Raw genomic sequence first — 19,803 nt, forward strand, 5'->3', positions numbered from 1 at the left:
CATTCCCTTCGGCTCATTCTTGTGAATCCGCGTGCGGCTCCCGACCGCTGGACGGAATTCCTCGATACGCCGCATCGAGGAAGGTTCCGCCATGAACCACGCCCGTCGCACCGGCGGCAGTTCCGGTCGCTTCCGCACGGACCGAGGCTCCGCACGCTCGGCAGGCTCCGCCCGCGGCAGCCGCGGCCCACGAGCACGCTCCACCGCACGCCCGCAGGAATTCACCCTGCCGGTCACCCTCACCGCGCCCCTGCCGCCGGTCGAGACGTTCACCGAACTGGACCTGCCCGCACGTCTGCTGGCCGCGCTCGACGCGGAGGGCGTGACCGTGCCCTTCCCGATCCAGGCGGCCACACTGCCGAACGCGCTGGCCGGACGAGACGTGCTGGGCCGAGGGCGCACGGGCTCGGGCAAGACACTCGCCTTCGGACTGCCCGTGCTGGCCCGGCTGGAAGGGCAGCGCGCCCAGCCACGGCAGCCGCTCGCCCTCGTCCTCGTACCCACCCGGGAACTGGCCCAGCAGGTCACCGACGCGCTCACCCCCTACGCCCGTGCCCTGCGTCTGCGGCTCGCCACCGTGGTGGGCGGCATGGCGATCGGCCGCCAGGCCGGGGCGCTGCGCGCCGGCGCCGAGGTCGTCGTGGCGACCCCCGGCCGCCTCAAGGACCTCATCGAGCGCGGCGACTGCCGGCTGGACCAGGTTGCCGTCACCGTCCTCGACGAGGCCGACCAGATGGCCGACATGGGCTTCATGCCGCAGGTGACCGCACTGCTCGACCAGGTCGGTCCCGGCGGCCAGCGATTGCTGTTCTCGGCCACCCTGGACCGCAACATCGACCTCCTGGTGCGCCGCTACCTCCACGACCCCGTGGTCCACTCGGTCGACCCGTCCGCGGGTGCCGTCAGCACCATGGAGCACCATCTGCTGCACGTGCACGACGCCGACAAGCACGCCACCGCGACGGAGATCGCCGCCCGCGACGGGCGAGTGATCATGTTCCTCGACACCAAGCACGCGGCCGACCGGCTGGCCAAGCACCTGCTGTCCGTCGGTGTGCGCGCCTCGGCGCTGCACGGCGGCAAGTCCCAGCCGCAGCGCAACCGGACGCTCGCCCAGTTCAAGGACGGCCAGGTCACGGTGCTGGTGGCGACCAACGTCGCCGCCCGCGGGATCCACGTCGACGACCTCGACCTCGTCGTGAACGTCGACCCTCCCGGCGACCACAAGGACTACCTGCACCGCGGCGGCCGTACGGCCCGCGCCGGGGAGTCCGGCACCGTCGTCACCCTCGTCCTGCCGCACCAGCGGCGCGCGATGGACCGCCTGATGGCCGACGCGGGCATCACCGCGCGTACCGTCCGGGTCCGCCCGGGCGAGGCCGAACTGCAGCGCATCACCGGTGCCCGCACCCCGTCCGGCGTGCCCGTCACCCTCGCCGCACCGGTCACCGAGCAGAGCGAACGCACGGGATCCGCCCGCCGCGGCCGGAGGGGACGCGCCGCCGGGCGTGGTCGAGCCGGACGGACCACTCCCCGAAGCCGTCGCGCCACCCCGAACAACACGTCCACCCCCTGACGCAGGTCGGGGAAGTGATCACCGGGCAGGCGGCCGGGACCAGTTGCCGCGTGCCCGTTCGCCGCGTGGTCAGAGGCCGGCCCGGTCCAGGGCGCTCTGCAGGGACTGCCGGTAGCCCGCGCTGGTGTACGTGGCGCCGGACACGGTGTCGATGTCCGCGCTCTGGGCCTGCAGCGTCTCCTGGTTGAGCCTGGGGACGGCCGTGGAGGAGATCTCCTTGCTCCGCGGCGTCTCGTCGGGGGACCGGACGGCGGTCGCCCCGGTGATCCTGCTGCCGGTGAGGGTGATCCGCACCTGGACCGGTCCGTACTTCGTCTCGGCCGTAGCCCCCGTCACGGTACGGGTGGTGGGGGCGGCCGAGGTGGCGGCCGAGGCGGTCTTCGGGGCGGAGGGGGTGCTGCTGCTCCTCGCGGGGGCGGCCGACGCCGAGTGCGACGGCGAAGCGCTCGGGGACGTGGCAGGGGCGCGCTTCTTCGCGGAACGCTTCGACGGCGAGGCGGTCGCGGACGGGGAGTGCGAGGACGCCGACGGGGACGGAGACCCGGTGGCCTGCGCCGTGATCCCGGCCGTGGGCTCGTCGGCCTTCGCGAGCGCCGGGTCCGTGGTCGGCTTCAGCGCGATCAGCAGCACGATGCCGGAGACGGTGCCGACGGCGGCCAGCAGCGCGCGGCGGAACGGATGCTTCTTCCTCACGGGAGGTCCAGCGCATGCGGAGTGGGAGGTGTCACGGGGCCGGCCTCAGAACTCGAAGGACTCGTGGTGGATGCGGCGGTGCGGCACACCTGCCTCGCGGAGTGCGGCGTACGACTCCTCGGCCAGCCCCGGCGGACCGCACAGGTACACGTCGTGCCGGGCGATGTCCGGCAGGATCCTGCGCAGCGTCTTCCCGGTGATCGCCGGTCTTCGCCCCTCCGGGCTGTTGACCGCGTACAGCAACCGGGCGCCGCGTGCCTCCGCGATCGCCTCCAGTTCGTCCCGCAGCGCCAGCTCCTCGGCCGTCCGGGCCCGGTAGAGCAGCGTCAGGTCCCCGGGCGCGCCGGGCAGCGTCTCGAACAGGGCGCGCAGCGGAGTGATACCGGCGCCGCCCGCGAGCAGCAGCACCTTGCCGCGACTGCGGCGGGCGGCCGTCAACGCCCCGTACGGGCCTTCCGCCCACACCCGCGTGCCCGGCCGCAGCCCGGCCAGTGCCGCGCTGTGTCCGCCGACGGCCTTGACGGTGATCCGCAGCAGGTCGGGGCGGGGTGGCGCCGACAGTGAGTAAGGGTTGGCGCTCCACCGCAGCCCCTTGGTGAGGAACCGCCAGCGGAAGAACTGCCCCGCCTCGGCGTCCAGCCGGTGCAGCCGCCGGCCCCGGATCAGCACGGAGACCACGCCCGGCGCCTCCCGTACGACCGACTCGACGCGCATGCGGTGCCGGAGGTTGAGCCGCACCGGGGTGAGCACGCGGTACCACAGCAGCAGGACACCGACGGCGATGTACAGGGTGTACCAGGCCGTACGGGCGGTGGGGTCACCGACGAACTCGCCGCCCGCGGCCAGTTGGTGCCAGAAGGCGAGGTAGACCGCGGCATAGGTGAGCAGGTGCAGGTGGTACCAGAGCTCGTAGCGCATGCGGCGCCGTACGGCACCGGCGGACACGAAGCCGACCAGGAGCAGCAGCAGTGTGCCGACGGCCGCTTCGATCATGTGCGGGTAGCCGGTGACGACGGAGAGTGTCTGCGCCACGACGCCGGTGTCCGCCTGGAGCGCGTACCCGTACAGGATCGACACGACGTGGGCGAGGGTCAGGGACAGCGCGTAGCGGCCGCTCGTGGCGTGCCAGCGCGCGACGCGGTCGGAACCGACCCGGCGTTCGAGGGCCGGGACGCGCGCCATCTGGGCGATCACCAGGGCGATCACATAGCCGGCGAGCAGTCCGGTGATGCGGCCCGCGTGCACCAGCCGGTCCGCGGTGGTCGCGGCCACCGCGGGGGTGTTGCGCCACCACAGCCACAGCACCGCGGCGGCGCCCGCCCAGGAGAGCACCAGCAGGGGTGCCGCGGGAGAGCGCCGGGGCCGGATCCGGCGCTGGGCCTGCCGTCTCCCCACCCGGCTGTGCTGGATGGTCTTCACACATGTTCTTCCGTTCGCGTGCCTCGGTGCCCCGGCACCGTACACCGGCCGGATGGCCGAAAACCATCGATGAAGACGGGGCCGTGCCTCTCGGAAGGAGCGCTCCGGGAAGGCCGCGCGAAGGCCCACTTCCCCGCATCTACCTAGTCCAGCGCACCGGGCGGGCCGGGCGTCACAGTCTCCGTGGTGCGGTGGCCACCGCATCCGTTTCGGACACATCCAGATAACGGCTGTGGCTACACTCGCCGCCCATGCAGGAGCTCGGCCAGAAGACGAACCAGGAGAAATCGCATGGGCATCCATCGGACGCAGACGGCTTCGACAACCATGTGAAGACCACGTGGCGTGCTGCCGCATCCACCGCCGCCCGCGCCGCTGAACCAAGACCCTCCGCCGATGCGCGCGAGCCCGGACCGAGCTCCGGGGGCACTCCGGCGCCCCGGCGGACGGCAGCGGTTCGACGGCCCCGAGCCGTCCTGGCCGCCACCGTCTCCGGCCGAACAGCCGCCACTTTCCCTGTGATTAAGGTCACTGCGGGGAGCGTGGCGTGAGTCGTTCGGTACGACGTCGGCACGCCCGTTCCCGCGAGCTCCGCGCCCACTGGCGGCTGCTGGCCCTGACCCTGTCCGTGGTCTTCGTCGTCCTGCTCTTCGAGGGCTGGACCAGCCATGAGGTCGATGCCGCCAAGACGCGACGCCCGTGCACCAGCCCCGTGCCCAGGGCCGTGGACGAGAGCGGGCCCGTTCTGCGCCGGGTCAGCGGCGACAAGGTCGCGTCCTCGGCCATGCCCCGGGGCACCGTCGCGCTCACCTTCGACGGCGGCCCCGATCCCGTATGGACCCCGCGGCTGCTGGACCTGCTGCGCGAGCACCACGCGCACGCGACCTTCTTCCTCTTCGGCGCGCAGGCGGCACGTCATCCGGAACTGGTGCGGCGGATCCTCGCGGAGGGCCACGAAATCGGCTCGAACACGTACACAGGGGCTGACCTCGGCTCCTCGTCGCGCCTGCGCTCGGCGATGGAACTGACGCTCACCCAGAAGACCCTGGCGGGTACGGCCGGCATCCGCACCAACCTCCTGCGGATGCCGTTGACCACCCAGGTGGACACGCTGTGCGGCGCCGAGTGGACGGCGGCCCGGCGCGCCACCGCGGACGGCTATGTGCTGGTCGCCGCGGACCGGCCCGACCGCGATCCGGCACACGGCCTGGTCCGCCAGTTCAGCCAGACGGACCTGGCGTACCAGGAGACGAAGGACCTGCTCGGCAACCGGCACGCCAAACGGTTCACCACCGTGACCGACGCCCTCGGCATGCCCTCGGCCGACACACGGGTGACCGGCGTCGAACAGTGGCAGGGCAAAGCGCTGATCTGGGCCGCGACCACAGGTCACGCGTTCACGGACGCCATGACCTGGGTGCTGCTGACACTGGGCGTGCTGGGCGTGGTGCGGCTGGTGATGCTGACCTTCTTCGCCCGTGCCCACGTCCGGCGCCTCACCCGCTTCCGCCCCGGCTCGCCCTGGCTGCGGGAGGTCAACGCACCGGTGACGGTGCTGGTCCCGGCGTACAACGAAGAGGCAGGCATCGAGTCCACCCTCCATTCGCTGCTCGCGTCCACGCACCCGTACCTGGAGGTCATCGTCATCGACGACGGCTCGACGGATCAGACCGCGGACCTCGCCACCTGGATCGACGACCCCCGCCTGCGGGTGATCCGGCAGCCCAACTCGGGCAAGGCCGCCGCGCTCAACACGGGCCTGGCGAACGCGTCGTACGACATCGTGGTGATGGTCGACGCCGACACCGTCTTCGAGCCCGACGCCCTGCACCGGCTCATCCAGCCGCTCGCGCATCCGGCCATCGGCGCCGTCAGCGGCAACACCAAGGTGGGCAACCGGCGCGGACTCCTCGGCAGATGGCAGCACCTGGAGTACGTCTTCGGCTTCAACCTCGACCGGCGGATGTTCGAGGTGCTGGAGTGCATGCCGACGGTTCCGGGAGCCATCGGCGCCTTCCGCCGGGACGCGCTCCTGGGAGTCGGCGGCGTCAGCGAGGACACCCTTGCCGAGGACACCGACCTCACGATGGCGCTGTGGCGGGCCGGCTGGCGGGTGGTCTACGAGGAGTCGGCCGTCGCCTGGACCGAAGTGCCCACCACGCTGCGACAGTTGTGGCGGCAGCGCTACCGCTGGTGCTACGGCACGCTCCAGGCGATGTGGAAGCATCGCGGAGCCGTCCTCGAAGTGGGCCCCTCGGGACGCTTCGCCCGCCGCGGACTGACGTATCTGATGCTCTTCCAGGTGATCCTGCCGCTGATCGCCCCGGTCGTCGACCTCTTCGCGCTGTACGGAGTGCTCTTCCAGGACCACGTGCAGTCGATGGCGGTGTGGCTCGCCTTCCTCACCCTCCAATTGATCTGTGCCGGTTACGCGTTGCGGCTCGACGGGGAGAGGTTGCGCGCCCTGTGGTCGATGCCGTTCCAGCTCTTCGTCTACCGGCAGTTGATGTATCTGGTCGTCATCCAGTCCGTGGTCGCCCTCCTGGGCGGCACCCGGCTGAAGTGGCAGCGCATGCAGCGCTCCGGGACGGCCGCCACCGAACAGCTGAGGCAGCCGGTCGCCGCACGGGAGCTGTCGTCGAGATGATCAGGATGACTGGAGATGGTTCGGCCCATGAGTGACCGGGAGACGCGGGCGCCCCGCTTGATCACGGGACAGGTCGTCACGGGACAGGTCTTCACGGGTGAGGTGGCCACAGGGGAGGTACGGCCGTACGAGGCATACGGCCCCGGCCCGTACGAGGCATACGTCCCCGGCCCGTACGAGGAACGGCACCCGGGCCCGTACGGGGAACGGGGCCCGCACATATACGAGGAACCGCCCGCGCGCCCGTACGGTGAGCGGGCCCGCGGCGGCCACACCCACAGTGTCCGGCCCCCCTGGGTACGCCCCAGCCGGTGCCGCCGTCTCGTACGTCTGCTGACCCTCCTGCTCTGCGTCCTGTTCCTCACCGGCCTGGGCACCTACGGCTGGGCCGACTTCCGGCTCGACCGGTCGGTCGACCTCGGCGGCACCGGCCGGCCATCGCAGGGGAAGGGGACGACCTATCTCATCGTGGGCTCCGACAGCCGTGACGGACTGTCCGAGGAGACCAGGAAGGCGCTGCACGCCGGCGGTGGCGGAGGCGGCCGTACCGACTCGATGATGCTGCTGCACACCGGTGCCCACGGCACCACGATGGTGAGCCTGCCGCGCGACTCCTGGGTGACCCTCCCGTCGTATCTCGATCCGGACACCGGCAAGCGCTACCCGGCGGCGAAGAACAAGCTGAACGCGGCCTACTCCCTGGGCGGGCCCCGGCTGCTCGTCCGGACCGTCGAGCTGAACACCGGCCTGCGTGTCGACCATTACGCGGAGATCGGCTTCGCGGGATTCGTCGGTGTCGTGGACGCGGTCGGCGGTGTGCGGATGTGCGTGGACCGGGACATCCGGGATCCGAAGTCGGGACTGAACCTGAAGAAGGGCTGTCACAACCTGAACGGCAGCCAGGCGCTGGCGTTCGTCCGTCAGAGGCACCAGGAGGCGCAGGGCGACCTGGGGCGCTCCAGGAACCAGCGGAAGTTCCTCTCCGCCCTCGCGCACCAGGCCGCGACACCGGGCACCGCGCTCGATCCCTTCCGGACCTGGCCCGCCCTGAACGCGGCGCTGGACACCCTCGTCGTGGACAAGGACATGGAGCTGCCGACTCTGGTCTCCTTGTTCCAGGCGATGCGGAGCGTCTCCGGCGGCAGCGGCAAGCAGCTCAGCGTCCCCGTGTCCGATACCGATGTGCGCACGTCCAAGGGCACCGCCGTGCGGTGGGACGCCGCGAAGGCGCGGCAGCTCTTCACCGAGCTGAGGAACGACCGGCCGGTGGGCGTCGAGAAGAAGGGCTGAACGGCCGGCGACAGCCCGCCCCGGGCGGTTCACCCCGATGCGGGGCGGCCGGGACCCCGCGCAGTGGGCGGGGCCCCGGCCGCCGCCGGTCCCTCTCCGCGCCGCTCCCGGGGGGAGTCAAGGGCGGCACGGAGAGAGGTGCGGAGGGATCGCGTCGTCGAGGTCCGACGGAGGGTTGCCGTCGACTTCTCGGGCGCGGACCTGCTACTCCTACAGCGCACCGCCGGCGTGAGACATCACGCCCGCCACTCGGCGACACGCCCCCGGGGGGGGGATCCCATGACGGAGTCCGCTCCCGGCCGGGAGAATGATCAACAGGCGTCCGCCCGTGCCCTTCGGATACTCCCGGCTCCCCTTCAGCTGCTGCCGCGGCGGCTCAGTGGGCGGGCGCGCTCTTCTTGCGGGCGCGGTAGGCGGCCGCCTTGATCTTGTTGCCGCAGGACTCCATCCCGCACCACTGCCGGCGCATGCCCCGCGAGCGGTCGATGTAGGTGCGGGTGCACTCCGGGTTGCCGCACTCCTTGAGCAGGGGCACGTCCGGCCCGCTCAGGAGCTCGATGGCGTGACGCGCCACCAGGGAGAGGGCTTCTTCCGGCGTCGCCTGCGTCCACCGTCCCGACGGAGTGAGCTGCGGCACCGCGGGCGGCTTGCGTGCCGCGTTGTTCACCACGGTCAGCGCCGCCCCGTCGTACTCCTCCCCGAGCCGGCGGGCGGTGATCAGCCGGTACATGGCTTCCCGGACGGTCCTCGCCTGCTCGAGGTCGGCCTCCTGCCCGGGGGAGACCGCATCGACGATGCCGGACTCCACGTACCACGCGTTCAGCCTGTCCGGCGTCACGAACATCTCGAAGCGCGCCGAACGGCGTGCTCGCAGCGTGGCGGCGAAGTCGAGTGCCGGGTTTCCGCATACGAAGACATGATCGAGGTTCACGTCACCATTCTGACAGGTGACTTTGGCGTCGGGCAAGAAATCCGGCTCAGAGGCCCAGGTCGGCGGCGAGGCACGCGAAGGACCTCCACGAGCCCTCTGGGTCGTGAGCGTATCGCGTCGGGTCGTGCGGCGTAGCCGCCCTCTCCTCGACCATGTCCTCGTGGCGGACCCGCTCGGGCAACCTGCCGAACCGCGCTCGGCGTGCCGCCGCGGCGCCGTCCGTGGTGTTCCGGCTTTCCATGATCGGACTCCTTTCGCTCGCCGTGGTCACTTGTCCAGCAGGTGATACGCGTCGATGACGGCCCGGGCGAAGTCGGCGGGCGCCTCCTGGGGCACGTTGTGGCCGATCCCCGGCAGGGTTCGGTGCTCGTACCTGCCCGTGAACCTGTCCCGGTACGAGGATCCGTTGCCCGGGGCGGTGAAGGGGTCGCGCTCGGGGTCGAGGGTGATGGTGGGCACCCCGATCGTCGGGCGCGCGGCGAGCCGCTTTTCGAGGCCGTCGTAACGGCGCTCGCCGTCGGCGAGGCTCAGCCGCCAGCGGTAGTTGTGGATGACGATGGCCGCGTAGTCGGGGTTGTCGAAGGCCGCCGCGGTGCGCTCGAAGGTGGCGTCGTCGAAGTCCCACGTCGGGGAGACGGTGTCCCAGACGAGCCTGGCCAGGTCCCGGCGCAGGGTCTCGTCCTCCATGGCGAGCCGGCCCCGCTCGGTGGAGAAGTAGTACTGGTACCACCAGGTCCGTTCGGCCGCGGGTGGCAGCGGCTTCAGGTTGGCTTCGAGGTTGGTGACGAGGTATCCGCTCACCGACACCAGGGCCTCGCAGCGCTCGGGCCACAGGGCGGCGACGATGTCGGCGGTGCGCGAGCCCCAGTCGAAGCCGGCCAGGACGGCCTTGTCGATCTTCAGGGCGTCCATCAGGGCGATGACGTCGAGGGCGATGGCCGACTGCTGGGCGTTCCGGAAGGTCCGCTCGGAGAGGAAGCGCGTCGTGCCGTGGCCGCGCAGATACGGGACGATCACCCGGTGGCCCGCCTCGGCCAGCAGCGGGGCGACGTCGACGTAGCTGTGGATGTCGTACGGCCAGCCGTGCAGGCAGATGACCACGGGACCGTGGGCGGGGCCCAGTTCGGCGTAGCCGACGTCCAGCAGGCCGGCCCTGATCTGCTTCAGCCGCGGAAAGGCGGTGTGCGCGCCGGGGGTGGCCGTGGGAGCGGCCGACGCCGCGGATGCGCTGTGCAGGGCCGGCAGGCCGGCGAGGGAGAGGGCGGCCGCGCCCGTACCCACGCCTGCGCCCAGAGCCTTGCCGAAGCTGCGTCTGTCGATCATGTGCATCCCCCTGTGCGTCGACTTCACCGGCTTGTGCTGCGACTGACTGTCCCACAGGATGCGTCACCGGTCAAACAGGTGATTTCAGCCTGCTGTGCAAAACCGACAAGGCCCGGGCCTGAGGCCCGGGCCTTGTCGGCGCACTCGGGTGTCACCAGTTGATGGCGTCATCCATCGCCTGCTGCCAGTAGGTGACCTTGAGCGAGTCGTCGACGTAGACGCCCTTCGCGGGCAGCGGCGGGTGGGCGACCTTGCCGACGCTCTCGTTGCCGGAGCGGCCCCGGAAAGAGACGGTCAGGGACTTCGCGGTGTAGCCGTTCGAGCCACTGCCGTCGGTGGCGGACAGATTCACGGACGCGTACCCGGACTCGCCCGGCTTCAGCGTGACGACTGCCTGCGGCTGCGAGTCCTCGATGACCGGAGGCACCGCCTGCGCCTCGCCGAAGCGGACGGCCGGATAGCCGTAGAGGTGACAGGTCCTGCTCCCGGTGTTGGTCACCGTGAGCAGCATGTGGTTCACGGGGCGGGTCAGCGGGGCAGCGACCGTCTTGGTGTTGGACCCCTCGCAGGTGACCGGCTTGCCCGAGGAGGCCGGCGCCTTCTGCCCGGGGGCGTGCGCGGCGGGCGCCGACGCGCTGACGTCGGGCTCGGCGCCGGAGCCTGTGACGTCGGACGCATCCGTGGAGCCCGTGGAACCCGTGGAGTTGTTCGTGGCGTCCGAGGAGCTGGAGCCCGTGCCGGAAGAAGGGGCGTCGGACGACGTGCTCACGGAGTCGGTGGCCGCGGCGCCCTCGTCCTGGGTGCCGGTTCCGTCGCTGCACGCGGTCAGGGAGAGCGCGGCGAGCACGGCGGTCGCGGCGGCGCCGGCGAGACGGGTGCGGGAGATACGGCGGTTCGACATGAGGGCGTGCCCCTTCGGTGTTCGGGTGCGGTGGTGATTGGATGACCGAAGCTTGTGGGGGAATCCGTCCCAGCCGCCACGCACTGCGGGCAGTTGGGGACGCTGGAACACCGACATACGCTCTGACCAGGGAGAAAGCAGTGGCCCTGGAACGCGCGACTGGAATACGGGGGATGAGGGGAACAGGTGTCAGGGGCAACGGAGCCGGGGGAGATCGACGCGTTAGCGCAGCTGCTGCGGGAGCTCAAGGACCGCTCGGGACTGAGCTACGGGGCTCTTGCCAAGCGCCTGCACATGAGCACGTCGACGTTGCACCGCTACTGCAACGGCACCGCGGTGCCGGTCGAGTACGCACCGGTGGAGCGCCTCGCACGGGTCTGCCGGGCGACGCCGCAGGAGCTGGTGGAGCTGCACCGGCGCTGGATCCTCGCGGACGCGGCACGCGGGCGCAAGGCGGATCAGGAACCGCCGGCGCCGGCCGCGGCGACGGGTCCGGCTCAGGACGCCGGTGCGGAGGGTTCGGCGAATTCCGACGGTTCGGCGGGCTCCGACGACTCGGCGAGCTCTGACGGTTCAGCAGATTCCGACGGTGCGGCAGGGAACGGGGACAAGGGCGAGAACGGTGAGCGGGTGGTCGTCGGAGTGCCGGGCGCGCCTTCGCCGCCGCGTCGGCTCCGTCGCCGTACCGTGCTGACCGCCTCCGTCGCGGTGGCCGCGGCGCTGGCAGCCGTGGCGCTCACCGTGCGTCCGACGTTCGGCGACGGGAACGACACGCTGGGGCGGCAGGCGGATACCGCGACGGAGTCGACCGCCGGCCCGGTGGACAGCCCGAAGCCCTCCACCGATCCGTCTCCGAGCGGAAAGGCCCGCAAGCCGTCCGCATCGGCCTCCGCCTCCCCCACCGGGTCCCAGGGTGTCGGATCCGGCACGTCGAAGGGGGACGGCAAGCGGGGAGGGGTCCGGTCCGCCGGCGGCGCGACCAAAGGCAGTGCCAGCGGCGCCGACCCGCTCGCTGTCGGTACCCGTCCTTACGTGTACGAAGACCCGTGCAGCCAGCACTTCCTCGTCAACAGCGAACCCGAACAGGTCGGCCCGCCGGCGAACGAGCGGGACGCCCCGCGCTGGGCGGCCGCGTACGGGGCGGTCTCCTCGGGGGAACAGCGGGTCGCCCTCACCGTCCAGGGCACCGGCGAGGACACCGTCGTCCTGGAGGAGTTGCACGTACGCGTCCTCACCAAGGGTGCGCCGCTCGCCTGGAACGACTACTCGATGGGCGTCGGCTGCGGCGGTGGCGTCGGTACGAAGTCGTTCGACATCGACCTCGACAACGGCAGTCCCAGGGTCACCGTCAAGAACGGCCAGCGCGACTTCCCGTACAAGGTCAGCGAATCCGACCCGGAGGTCTTCTACATCACCGCCCACACCAAGGCGCACGATGTCCGCTGGGACCTCGTCCTGGACTGGTCCAGCGGCAGCCGCCGCGGCACCGTCCACATCGACAACGACGGCACCCCGTTCCGCACCAGCGCCGGCACCGGCCGCCCGGGCTACGACTACCCGCTGGGCGGCGGCGAGTGGATCGAGCGGGTGAACTGACGCCGCGGGAGTCCCTGCCGTGAGGGCTCATGGCAGGGTCCCCACCGCCCAGGCCCTGCGTCTCGACGACACCGAGCGGGAACACCTGTACGACCTGGCCCGCGCACACGCCTCAGGGAGTCACCACTGCGTACTCGTCGTGGCGGCGCAGCCAGTGCATCTGCTCGCCCTCCTCCTGGCGGCCCAACGGGGCCCGGTCGAGCAGGGCGTAGTAGGCCATGGCGGGCTCAAGGCCGCGCGCGGTGGTGATGTACGTCCGGTACACGGTGCCGTCGGAGAGCGCGTAGGCGCTCAGCCCGGGCCCCTCGGTGACGTACCCGAGCACATCCGTGCCCGCCGCCTCCGCCATCTGGCTCACGGTCGGTGGCACGCCGCCCTCGAGGAACGGCCTCAGCTCGTCCTCGGTGTACAGGAAACCGAGGTCGCGGTGGAAGTCGTCGCCGGCCGTGGAGACCCAGTCGAAGCTCCACCCCATCCGCTGCCGGTAGGCGAGGAGCTTGTCCAGCGGTGCCCGCGAGGAGCAGATCAGCGTCACGTCACGGGCCTTGAGATGGACCACGTTGGGGTCGAGGGTGTCCGCGATCGAGGAGCAGACCGGGCATCCGGCCGCGTAGGGCGGGCCGAACATGAAGTGGTAGACGAGCAGCTGGGAACGCCCGTCGAAGAGGTCCGCGAGCGCCTTGGGGCCGTCCTCGGTCTCGAAGCGGTAGTCCTTCCCGACCGGCACCCAGGGGAGCTCCCGCCGTTTCCGCGCGAGTTCGTCGCCGCGTCGGGTGAGCGCCTTCTCCTCCGCGAGAAGCTCCTGCCGGGCTGCCTCGAATTCCTCCGGTGTGCCGACCTTGTGCTCGGGCATTGGCGTTCCCTCCTGGTGCGAGAGCAGAAAACCGCCTCGCAGCGGGCGGTCGCTGCGGCGTCCGCCGACCGTGCCCACCCCGGCGTGCCCCATCCGGCCTCATGTCCCACCGTACGCGCGCGGCGGCAGGCCTTCGACCCGGGCCATCCGGTCCATCGACGGACCGGGCATCTCCAGGCCGGGCAGCAGCCACTCCTGGAACGGGGCCAGGACGGCCAGGACGGCCAGGACGAGGAAGGCGACGCCGACCACCTGGCTGAGCCGGGGCCCGCCGCGCCACAGCTTCTCCAGGAAGATCACCACGGCCAGCATGGCCGTCGCCGCCACGTTCATCAATCCGAGCGGGACCAGAACGATCATCAGGCCCCAGCAGCAGCCGACGCAGGAGAGCCCGTGGTGCGCGCCCACCCGCAGGTCCTTCGCCCGATGCCGGAGGCGTGCGTACCGCAGCAGCTGGGACATCGGGTCGCGGCAGTGCCGCAGGCAGACCCGTTTCAGCGGACCGAACTGCTGCAGACCCGCGAGCAGGAACGCGGCCGCGCCGATCCAGCGGCCCGCGTCGGGGTGGCTGTCGACCAGACGTCCGGTCGCGGCCAGCGCCCCGTAGGCCGGCAGCCCGAACGCGGCCCAGGCGAGCAGGTAACCGCAGACGAACTCGGCGGTGCGCAGGGAGCGGAGGCTGCCCGGGGCGCTGCGGCGGACCGCCTGTCCCCAGGTCAGGGCGACGGGCGCCAGCGACGGCAGCATCATCGCCACCATCATGACCACCCACAGGAGCAGGAAGAGCGGAAGCGCCAGGCCCATCGTTCCGGGCTCCGTCCCCATGTCACGGGACTGGTCGACGGTGAGCAGCCACGCCAGGGCGGCGATCAGCGTGAGCAGAATCCAGCCCAGGGCCAGATCACGCGCCGGCAGGAGGAACGCGGGCCGGGTGGACGCCGGAGGGGCGAGCCGGAGATGCGGCATGGCGTGCCTCCCGGATGCTCGCGGCCCCCGTCCCCGCGACGGCCCGACTCCTTCAGCAGACCACAGAATCGGCGGTCCCGACAGCGAGGCCGGGAAGCCGCCCGTCGGCAGCATCCCTGCGTCGCGTCCATGGCGTCAGCGTCGTGGCCGGTCGAGGAACGGATCCGGGAAGGGGGCCGGTGCGTCGGGCCGGTACTGCTCGACGCTCGCCCGGCGGTCGGCCTCCCGCTCCTGCTCCGTCCGGATGCCCAGCGCTCCGCCGGCCAGGACGGTCAGGACCACCCCCACCACGATCAGTACGGCCTTACGCGCCGTGTTCGTCGTGCCGCTCACAGCTTCGCCAACATCGTCGTCGCCACCGCCACGGCCACCTCACGGGCCCGCTCCGGGCTGCTCGGCTCGGCCGCGTATTCGATCGTCAGAACGTCCCGGCCGAGCAGCACCGTCACTTCGGCCTCGGCCCGGGCGCCGTCGGAGGCCGCGGACCGGGCCTCGGCGAATGCCTGCTCCCCGAGGCCCCGCACCTCCCGCGGGGTACTGCCGTCACCGGCCGCGTCCTCCCTCAGCCAGTCGTACGTCTTGCGGGCCCCCTCCCAGCCGCTCCCGTAGCGAGTGGCGCCGTGCCGGTCCAGGTAGGCGTGCATCCGGCCGTAGCGGCCCCGCGCTTTCTCCCCGTCCCGGCCGGTCACCTCGCACTCGGCGTCGTTGCGCACGTCGTGCCGTGGGCCGGTGTGGTGCGACACCCGGGCCGCTGGAACGATCCCGCGCCATTGCTCGGACGCGACGAGAGAGCACAGATCGCGCGGAGCCGCATCGGCGGCACCGACTCCCGACAGGAAGGCGCCGGCCATGATCCAGCTGAACGCCCCGGCCGCGACGAAGAGCACGACCGCCGCGCCTCGGCCCGCCCAGCGCATCACCCGGTCGATACGCTCCACACCGTCCGGTTCGCCACTCACGATGACCACCCCCGACGGATTGTGACAGAAGGGGCTGGTGAGCAGCAGGCCGCCCGTGCTCTCGGCGAGAGGGCGGCGGCCGGGCCGGCCGCCGCCCTACGCCTGAGCCGTCAGGAGTCTTCGATGGTGATGTAGGGGTCCCACTGGAAGTACCCCTTCACCTTCCGGTGGCGGTCCAGGATCTGGAAGTAGAAGTGGTACACGACCTTGCCGGTCTTTTTGACGGTCGTGCGCCAGTAGTGGTCCTGGTAGGTCTGGACACCGAACAGATCCGGCTTGCCCTCGGTGCCCTCCTTCGGCGTCGGATAGACGGTGTCGATCACCTCGATCTCCGGCGTCCTGATGAGCGTGTGTCCGGGGTCGCTGCTCACGTACCGGTACAGCAGCGCCTTGTAGTCGCTGCCGAGCGACAGCGTCGTCTCCCGCCACTTGACGGTGTCCCCGGGTTCGGCCCGGAGGTTCAACTCGGCCCCCGAGGTGCCGATGATGTGGTCGTGGCGCGTCGTCATGTAGATGAGGCTGGTGTCGACGTATGTCGGCTGGTCGGGATTCATCGACGCGTTCGGGTTCCGCTCGACGATGGTGGCCGCGTCGAACGCGATCAGTACGTTGAGATCAGCCATGTCCCTGCTCCTTCTGCTTCGGAACCTTGTAGGCCATCGCCCGCGGGTAGTCGTGCCGGTGCAGGCGGACCCGGACCAGGAGTGGTCCGGCGTTGAGCGGGTCGGTCGGGTCGGAGAGGCGTTCCAGGAGTTCGTCCAGTTCCGCGGCGTGCTCGATGACGGCCCCGTTCGCCGGGGTCTTCCGGCCGGCGAAGACCTCCGCGAGGCGGTCGTAGTGCCAGGGGTGGAGGACGTTGTAGAAGTCCGGGTCGGCGGCGTCCTGCTCCGCGTAGTACTCCGGGTGCACCAGCATCTGCTCGACGCCGTAGAAGTGTCCGTTGTCCATGACGAACACCACCGACGGCAGCCCGAGCCTGGTGTGGGTGGAGATCTCCTGACAGGTCTCCTGGAAGGCGCCGTCGCCGACGAACACCATCGGGCGGGCGTTCTCCCGCTCGGGGGCGAGCGCGGCGCCGGTGGCCGCGCCCACCGACCAGCCGATGGACAGCCAGCTGACCTGCGACAGGAACCCGCCCGCGGGCAGGGACAGGTTCATCGAGCCGATGAGGGAGAACGCGGCGTCGGAGACGACCGTCCAGTCCTCCCCGGTCTCGTGGTTCAGGAAGTGGTTGATCCGGTCGAACACGCCGTCATAGGTGAGCCGTTGCTGGTCGGGGCGCCGGGACGACCGCGAGCCGCGCAGGCGCAGCGAGGCGCGGTGGTGCTCCAGACAGGCGGGGCGGTCGGCGAGCGCTCCGTGGTGGGCGTGGGCCTCGGCGTAGTAGTCGGCGGCCAGTCCCCCGGAGCCGTACTCCTTCACCAGCGCGTCCTGGAGGGCGGGCAGCAGCTGTGCGAGCTGGACGTCGGGGAAGTAGGAGGTGCCGACGCTGACGCCGCCGTTCGCGGCCATCACCCAGTCGGTGCCGACGCACTGCTCGCCGCCGAGGTTCTTCGACGTGGACCAGGCGCCGAGCCCGATCCGGCAGGTGGCCCAGTCCTTGAAGATCCAGTGCACGTCCGGGTGGCTGGCCCCGCCGTTGTAGACGCCGTGGAACTGCGGCAGATCCTCGTCGACCACGGCCTTGGCGCCGACGGTGGTGCAGAACGGCACGCCGGTCGCCTCCACCAGGTCGGTGAGCTGCTCGCCGAGGCGGAACCGGTCGATCTCCTCGCCGGCCCACACGATCGGGCGGGGCCTGCCGTCCGGGCCGGGGTGCTGCTCGACCAGGGTGAGGATCGCCTGCACGGCGTGGTCCAGCATGGCCTGGTTGCGTGCGCTGAACGGCCGATCACGGCGGACGACCGGCCCCGCGGGCGCGGGGCACGGCTCGTCCCACAGGTCCTCCATGACCTCCAGGTAGACCGGCCTGCGCTCGGAGAGGCACGCGGTGAGCGCGGCGTCGATCTGGCCGGGGGCGAGGCCCGGGTTGGAGATGACCTGCGCGTCCACGGTGACCTGCCGGTAGACGTCCAGGTTGCTCTCCGGGCGGGGGCTCATGTGCGAGGTGAGCAGGCCGAGGGCGCGGTAGTTCTGCCACTGCTCGTACGGCGGGCAGGCGTTGACGGCGATGAGCGGGATCCGCTCCACATAGGCGCCGCCGCAGGCGTTGAGCAGGTTGAACGCGCCGACGCTGTAGGTGACGGCGGCCGCTCCCACGCCGTGGACGCGCGCGTAGGCGTCGGCGGCCTGGCCGGCGCCGCCCTCGGTGGGGGTGCCGACCCACTCGATGTCGCCCTCGGCCCGCAGGGTCGTCAGGAACGGGCCGAGGTGGTTGCCGGGGACGCCGAAGAGGTGGGTGATGCCCAGTTCGGCGAGGCGCAGGGCGAGGTAGCGGGCGACCGTGCAGCCGTGCGGGATCGCGGTCACGGGCGGTCCTCCTCGTGGGTCGGGCCCGGGGTGGTGACCGGCGGGGCCTGGTGGACGGCGAGGGCGGCGCGGACGGCGCTCTCCAGGGCGCCCTCGATCCAGGCGTGTTTGAGGGAGGTGTGCTCCCCGGCGAAGTGCACGGGGCCCTCGGGCCGGGAGACGTCCAGGTGAAAGCTGGTCATCTGGTGCGCGGTGTAGATGGCGGCCTCGCCGAAGGCGTACGGGTCGCGGGCCCAGCTCTTGGTGGCGCCGCGTCCGGTGAAGAACACCTCGATACGGCGGCCGTGCAGGGCCTGGAGGTTGCGCAGGGCGTAGACGTAGCGCTCCGCGCCGCGCATGGAGTCCCAGCGCGCGGCGTCGTCGGACCAGCAGTAGGAGGCGAGCACGACACCGCCGGTGCTGCCCTCGACCCGGTGCGAGGGGTAGTACATGAACCGGTTGGGGTTGTCGGTGGCGGAGCCCCCTCCGAAGCAGTGGGTGGCGGGCCGGACGGCGGGGCCGCGCAGCGGCAGGGTGCTGTTGAGCCGGCGCATCTCCTCGGTGACGCCGCTGTCCTTGACCGCGGCGCCGAGCAGCCCGGCCCGGAGCTCGGGCAGCGGCGGGACGGGGACGGCGGCGCCGTCGGGGAACACGGGGACCTCGCGGGTGTCCGCTCCGGCCGGGACGGGATCGGGGCCGCCCCCGCCGCCCAGCCGGTAGTAGTCGTAGAGGCCCGGTGCGATGCGGTCGAGTTCGCCGCGCCAGTCGTCCTCGGTGAACTCCCACCACCGGTGGCTGAACTCCAGCAGCACCTTGGTGGCCTGGTCGTAGTGGGTCTCGATGATGGCGCGGCGCTTCTTGTACGACATCGAGGGGACGATCTCCACGAAGCGCAGGGCGGAGAACGGGACGGTGACGATCGCCAGGTCGGCCGTCCACAGGCGCGGCGGGGCCTGGGGATCGTTCTCGGCGACGGTCTGCACGGCCACGCCCCACCCCTCGGGTCCGACGACGCCGGTGCCCTCCGGGTCGGCGTCGCGGCTGGGGTCGTGGTACTCAAGGCGGATCATGCGGTGGCCGAGCCGCACCTCGTCGCGCAGGCCCTGGTGGAGGGCGTGGGGCAGGCGCCAGCTGCCACCGGGGATCTCCCAGTAGCGGGCGGTGGTGTTGATGTCGCTGCGGCTCAGGAAGCTGTGGAAGAAGGAGAGGTGCAGCCTCGAGGACATGTTCTCCAGGGTGCCGACGGCCTCGATCGCCTCGTCGCTGAGCCCGGCGTAGTCGCGCAGGAAGCCGCCCATCGAGTAGCCGTCGAAGTCGCGGATCACCCGGGCCCAGCCCTCGACCCACTCGTCGAACGGCTTGTTGACGCGCTTGCCGTCGACGACGTCGGAGTAGTAGTCGCGCACGGCCTCCAGCGCGTCGTCGACCATCTTCACGACGGGAGCGCGGACCTCGTCGTCGGTGAGGTGGAAGCCCTCGTTGATCCGTTCGGGAGTGGTGGCGTAGTCGGCGCGCCGCACCTGGACGCGGTTGGCGCGGATCCAGGAGTTGCCGCGCTTGGCGGGTTCGCGGAAGCCGGGGCTGTCGTCTCCGTAGGTCCAGGTCCGGCCGGTGAACGAGGTGTACGTCACCGGGGGGACGGGGACGTCGGGTCCGCTGCCGGTGGAGGGGTCCACGTCCACGTTGTAGAACTGGCGGCGGCCGAGGCCCAGTTTGTCCACGAGGGCGAGGACGAGCGGGTGGAAGTCGGGCAGCCGCATGGCGCCGGCCTCGGCGTACTGGGCGGGGTCGTCGAACGGCTGGTCGTGCTTGGTGGCGCGGAAGGTCTTGATGCGTCCGCCGACGCGTCCGGCGTTGGCTTCGAGGATGGTGACGTCGTGTCCGGCGTCCTTGAGTAATCGGCCGGCCACGAGGCCGGCGATGCCGGCGCCGATGACGAGGATCTTCTTGCGCGGGTGGCGGGTGGGGCCGAGGCTGCCTGTGTCGATCAGGGTGTGGAGATAGTCGAGTTTGAGGTCCTTGCCGTCCGGTCCGACAAGAAGGAGTTCCCGGGCGAGCCTGAGACATGTCTGCCAGCGGGCACGCGTGGCGGAGTTGTCCCGTGGAATGTCCGTCATAGCTTGCGATCGTAGATATGGAGAAACGGTTTATTGGTTCCTCCGGAAAACAACGTCCTAAAAAAGCCGATAGCATTGCCCGAC

17 protein-coding genes are annotated in these 19,803 nt (G+C 71.2%); 4 read left to right on the forward strand and 13 right to left on the reverse strand.

Annotated elements, in window-relative coordinates:
• The first annotated feature begins 91 nt into the window (after positions 1 to 91).
• Positions 92 to 1,576 carry a DEAD/DEAH box helicase gene (locus NW895_RS25330; protein ID WP_289938281.1) on the forward strand — a complete coding sequence of 495 codons (1,485 nt, stop codon included), beginning with the start codon at positions 92 to 94 and terminating at the stop codon, positions 1,574 to 1,576.
• A 69-nt stretch (positions 1,577 to 1,645) separates the two neighbouring features.
• Here NW895_RS25330 and NW895_RS25335 read toward each other — a convergent pair whose 3' ends face one another.
• Together NW895_RS25335 and NW895_RS25340 are read right to left on the reverse strand one after the other, a co-directional pair.
• Entirely contained in the window at positions 1,646 to 2,269 is a 624-nt protein-coding gene (locus NW895_RS25335; protein ID WP_289938282.1) for an FMN-binding protein, read from the reverse strand.
• Between the two features lie 45 nt (positions 2,270 to 2,314).
• Positions 2,315 to 3,688 carry a ferredoxin reductase family protein gene (locus NW895_RS25340; RefSeq protein ID WP_289938284.1) on the reverse strand — a complete coding sequence of 458 codons (1,374 nt, stop codon included), beginning with the start codon at positions 3,686 to 3,688 and terminating at the stop codon, positions 2,315 to 2,317.
• A gap of 547 nt (positions 3,689 to 4,235) precedes the next feature.
• Here NW895_RS25340 and NW895_RS25345 point away from each other — a divergent pair.
• The gene (locus NW895_RS25345) at positions 4,236 to 6,335 is read left to right on the forward strand and encodes a bifunctional polysaccharide deacetylase/glycosyltransferase family 2 protein (protein WP_289938285.1); all 2,100 of its coding nucleotides are present in this window, start codon (positions 4,236 to 4,238) and stop codon (positions 6,333 to 6,335) included.
• Positions 6,336 to 6,362: 27 nt separating this feature from the next.
• The gene (locus tag NW895_RS25350; RefSeq protein WP_289938286.1) at positions 6,363 to 7,625 is read left to right on the forward strand and encodes an LCP family protein; all 1,263 of its coding nucleotides are present in this window, start codon (positions 6,363 to 6,365) and stop codon (positions 7,623 to 7,625) included.
• Between the two features lie 376 nt (positions 7,626 to 8,001).
• On the opposite strand, the gene NW895_RS25355 is transcribed toward NW895_RS25350, so the two are convergent.
• From NW895_RS25355 to NW895_RS25370, 4 genes are all read right to left on the reverse strand, one after another.
• Complete coding sequence (locus NW895_RS25355; RefSeq protein ID WP_289938287.1) at positions 8,002 to 8,556, reverse strand: CGNR zinc finger domain-containing protein; 555 nt, start codon at positions 8,554 to 8,556, stop codon at positions 8,002 to 8,004.
• A gap of 46 nt (positions 8,557 to 8,602) precedes the next feature.
• Entirely contained in the window at positions 8,603 to 8,797 is a 195-nt protein-coding gene (locus NW895_RS25360; RefSeq protein ID WP_289938288.1) for a hypothetical protein, read from the reverse strand.
• Between the two features lie 26 nt (positions 8,798 to 8,823).
• Positions 8,824 to 9,879 carry an alpha/beta hydrolase gene (locus NW895_RS25365; RefSeq protein WP_289938290.1) on the reverse strand — a complete coding sequence of 352 codons (1,056 nt, stop codon included), beginning with the start codon at positions 9,877 to 9,879 and terminating at the stop codon, positions 8,824 to 8,826.
• A gap of 151 nt (positions 9,880 to 10,030) precedes the next feature.
• A complete protein-coding gene (locus tag NW895_RS25370; protein WP_289938291.1) occupies positions 10,031 to 10,780 on the reverse strand; it encodes a DUF4232 domain-containing protein in 750 nt (249 codons plus the stop codon).
• Positions 10,781 to 10,966: 186 nt separating this feature from the next.
• On the opposite strand from NW895_RS25370, the gene NW895_RS25375 reads away from it, so the two are divergent.
• Positions 10,967 to 12,376 carry a helix-turn-helix domain-containing protein gene (locus tag NW895_RS25375; RefSeq protein ID WP_289938292.1) on the forward strand — a complete coding sequence of 470 codons (1,410 nt, stop codon included), beginning with the start codon at positions 10,967 to 10,969 and terminating at the stop codon, positions 12,374 to 12,376.
• Positions 12,377 to 12,488: 112 nt separating this feature from the next.
• Here NW895_RS25375 and NW895_RS25380 read toward each other — a convergent pair whose 3' ends face one another.
• From NW895_RS25380 to NW895_RS25410, 7 genes are all read right to left on the reverse strand, one after another.
• Positions 12,489 to 13,229 (reverse strand): DUF899 domain-containing protein, encoded by a 741-nt coding sequence (locus NW895_RS25380; protein ID WP_289938293.1) that lies wholly within the window; start codon positions 13,227 to 13,229, stop codon positions 12,489 to 12,491.
• Positions 13,230 to 13,328: 99 nt separating this feature from the next.
• The gene (locus tag NW895_RS25385) at positions 13,329 to 14,195 is read right to left on the reverse strand and encodes a DUF2182 domain-containing protein (protein ID WP_289938294.1); all 867 of its coding nucleotides are present in this window, start codon (positions 14,193 to 14,195) and stop codon (positions 13,329 to 13,331) included.
• 135 nt (positions 14,196 to 14,330) lie between these two features.
• Positions 14,331 to 14,528, reverse strand: coding sequence for a hypothetical protein (locus NW895_RS25390; protein WP_289938295.1), 198 nt, complete (start codon positions 14,526 to 14,528; stop codon positions 14,331 to 14,333).
• Entirely contained in the window at positions 14,525 to 15,154 is a 630-nt protein-coding gene (locus NW895_RS25395; protein WP_289938296.1) for a hypothetical protein, read from the reverse strand. Before NW895_RS25395 ends, NW895_RS25390 begins: the two co-directional genes overlap by 4 nt.
• Positions 15,155 to 15,264: 110 nt before the next feature.
• On the reverse strand, positions 15,265 to 15,777 hold the full coding sequence (locus tag NW895_RS25400; RefSeq protein WP_289938297.1) for an inclusion body family protein: 513 nt from the start codon (positions 15,775 to 15,777) through the stop codon (positions 15,265 to 15,267).
• Complete coding sequence (locus NW895_RS25405) at positions 15,770 to 17,623, reverse strand: thiamine pyrophosphate-binding protein (protein ID WP_289938298.1); 1,854 nt, start codon at positions 17,621 to 17,623, stop codon at positions 15,770 to 15,772. The genes NW895_RS25400 and NW895_RS25405 overlap by 8 nt, the downstream gene beginning before the upstream one ends.
• Positions 17,620 to 19,719: an FAD-dependent oxidoreductase gene (locus NW895_RS25410; RefSeq protein WP_289938299.1), complete on the reverse strand. Its 2,100-nt coding sequence runs from the start codon at positions 19,717 to 19,719 to the stop codon at positions 17,620 to 17,622. Before NW895_RS25410 ends, NW895_RS25405 begins: the two co-directional genes overlap by 4 nt.
• Positions 19,720 to 19,803 lie beyond the last annotated feature (84 nt).

It is taken from the genome of Streptomyces sp. S.PNR 29, assembly GCF_030386795.1.
In the GTDB taxonomy this organism is placed as follows: Bacteria; Actinomycetota; Actinomycetes; order Streptomycetales; family Streptomycetaceae; genus Streptomyces.

Bases quoted from the DNA above. Each gene is read 5' to 3' on its own strand.
- NW895_RS25370 (WP_289938291.1), bottom strand. From the start codon at position 10,780: ATGTCGAACCGCCGTATCTCCCGCACCCGTCTCGCCGGCGCCGCCGCG.
- NW895_RS25385 (WP_289938294.1), bottom strand. From the start codon at position 14,195: ATGCCGCATCTCCGGCTCGCCCCTCCGGCGTCCACCCGGCCCGCGTTC.
- NW895_RS25350 (WP_289938286.1), top strand. From the start codon at position 6,363: ATGAGTGACCGGGAGACGCGGGCGCCCCGCTTGATCACGGGACAGGTC.
- NW895_RS25410 (WP_289938299.1), bottom strand. From the start codon at position 19,719: ATGACGGACATTCCACGGGACAACTCCGCCACGCGTGCCCGCTGGCAG.
- NW895_RS25365 (WP_289938290.1), bottom strand. From the start codon at position 9,879: ATGATCGACAGACGCAGCTTCGGCAAGGCTCTGGGCGCAGGCGTGGGT.
- NW895_RS25360 (WP_289938288.1), bottom strand. From the start codon at position 8,797: ATGGAAAGCCGGAACACCACGGACGGCGCCGCGGCGGCACGCCGAGCG.
- NW895_RS25380 (WP_289938293.1), bottom strand. From the start codon at position 13,229: ATGCCCGAGCACAAGGTCGGCACACCGGAGGAATTCGAGGCAGCCCGG.
- NW895_RS25330 (WP_289938281.1), top strand. From the start codon at position 92: ATGAACCACGCCCGTCGCACCGGCGGCAGTTCCGGTCGCTTCCGCACG.
- NW895_RS25400 (WP_289938297.1), bottom strand. From the start codon at position 15,777: ATGGCTGATCTCAACGTACTGATCGCGTTCGACGCGGCCACCATCGTC.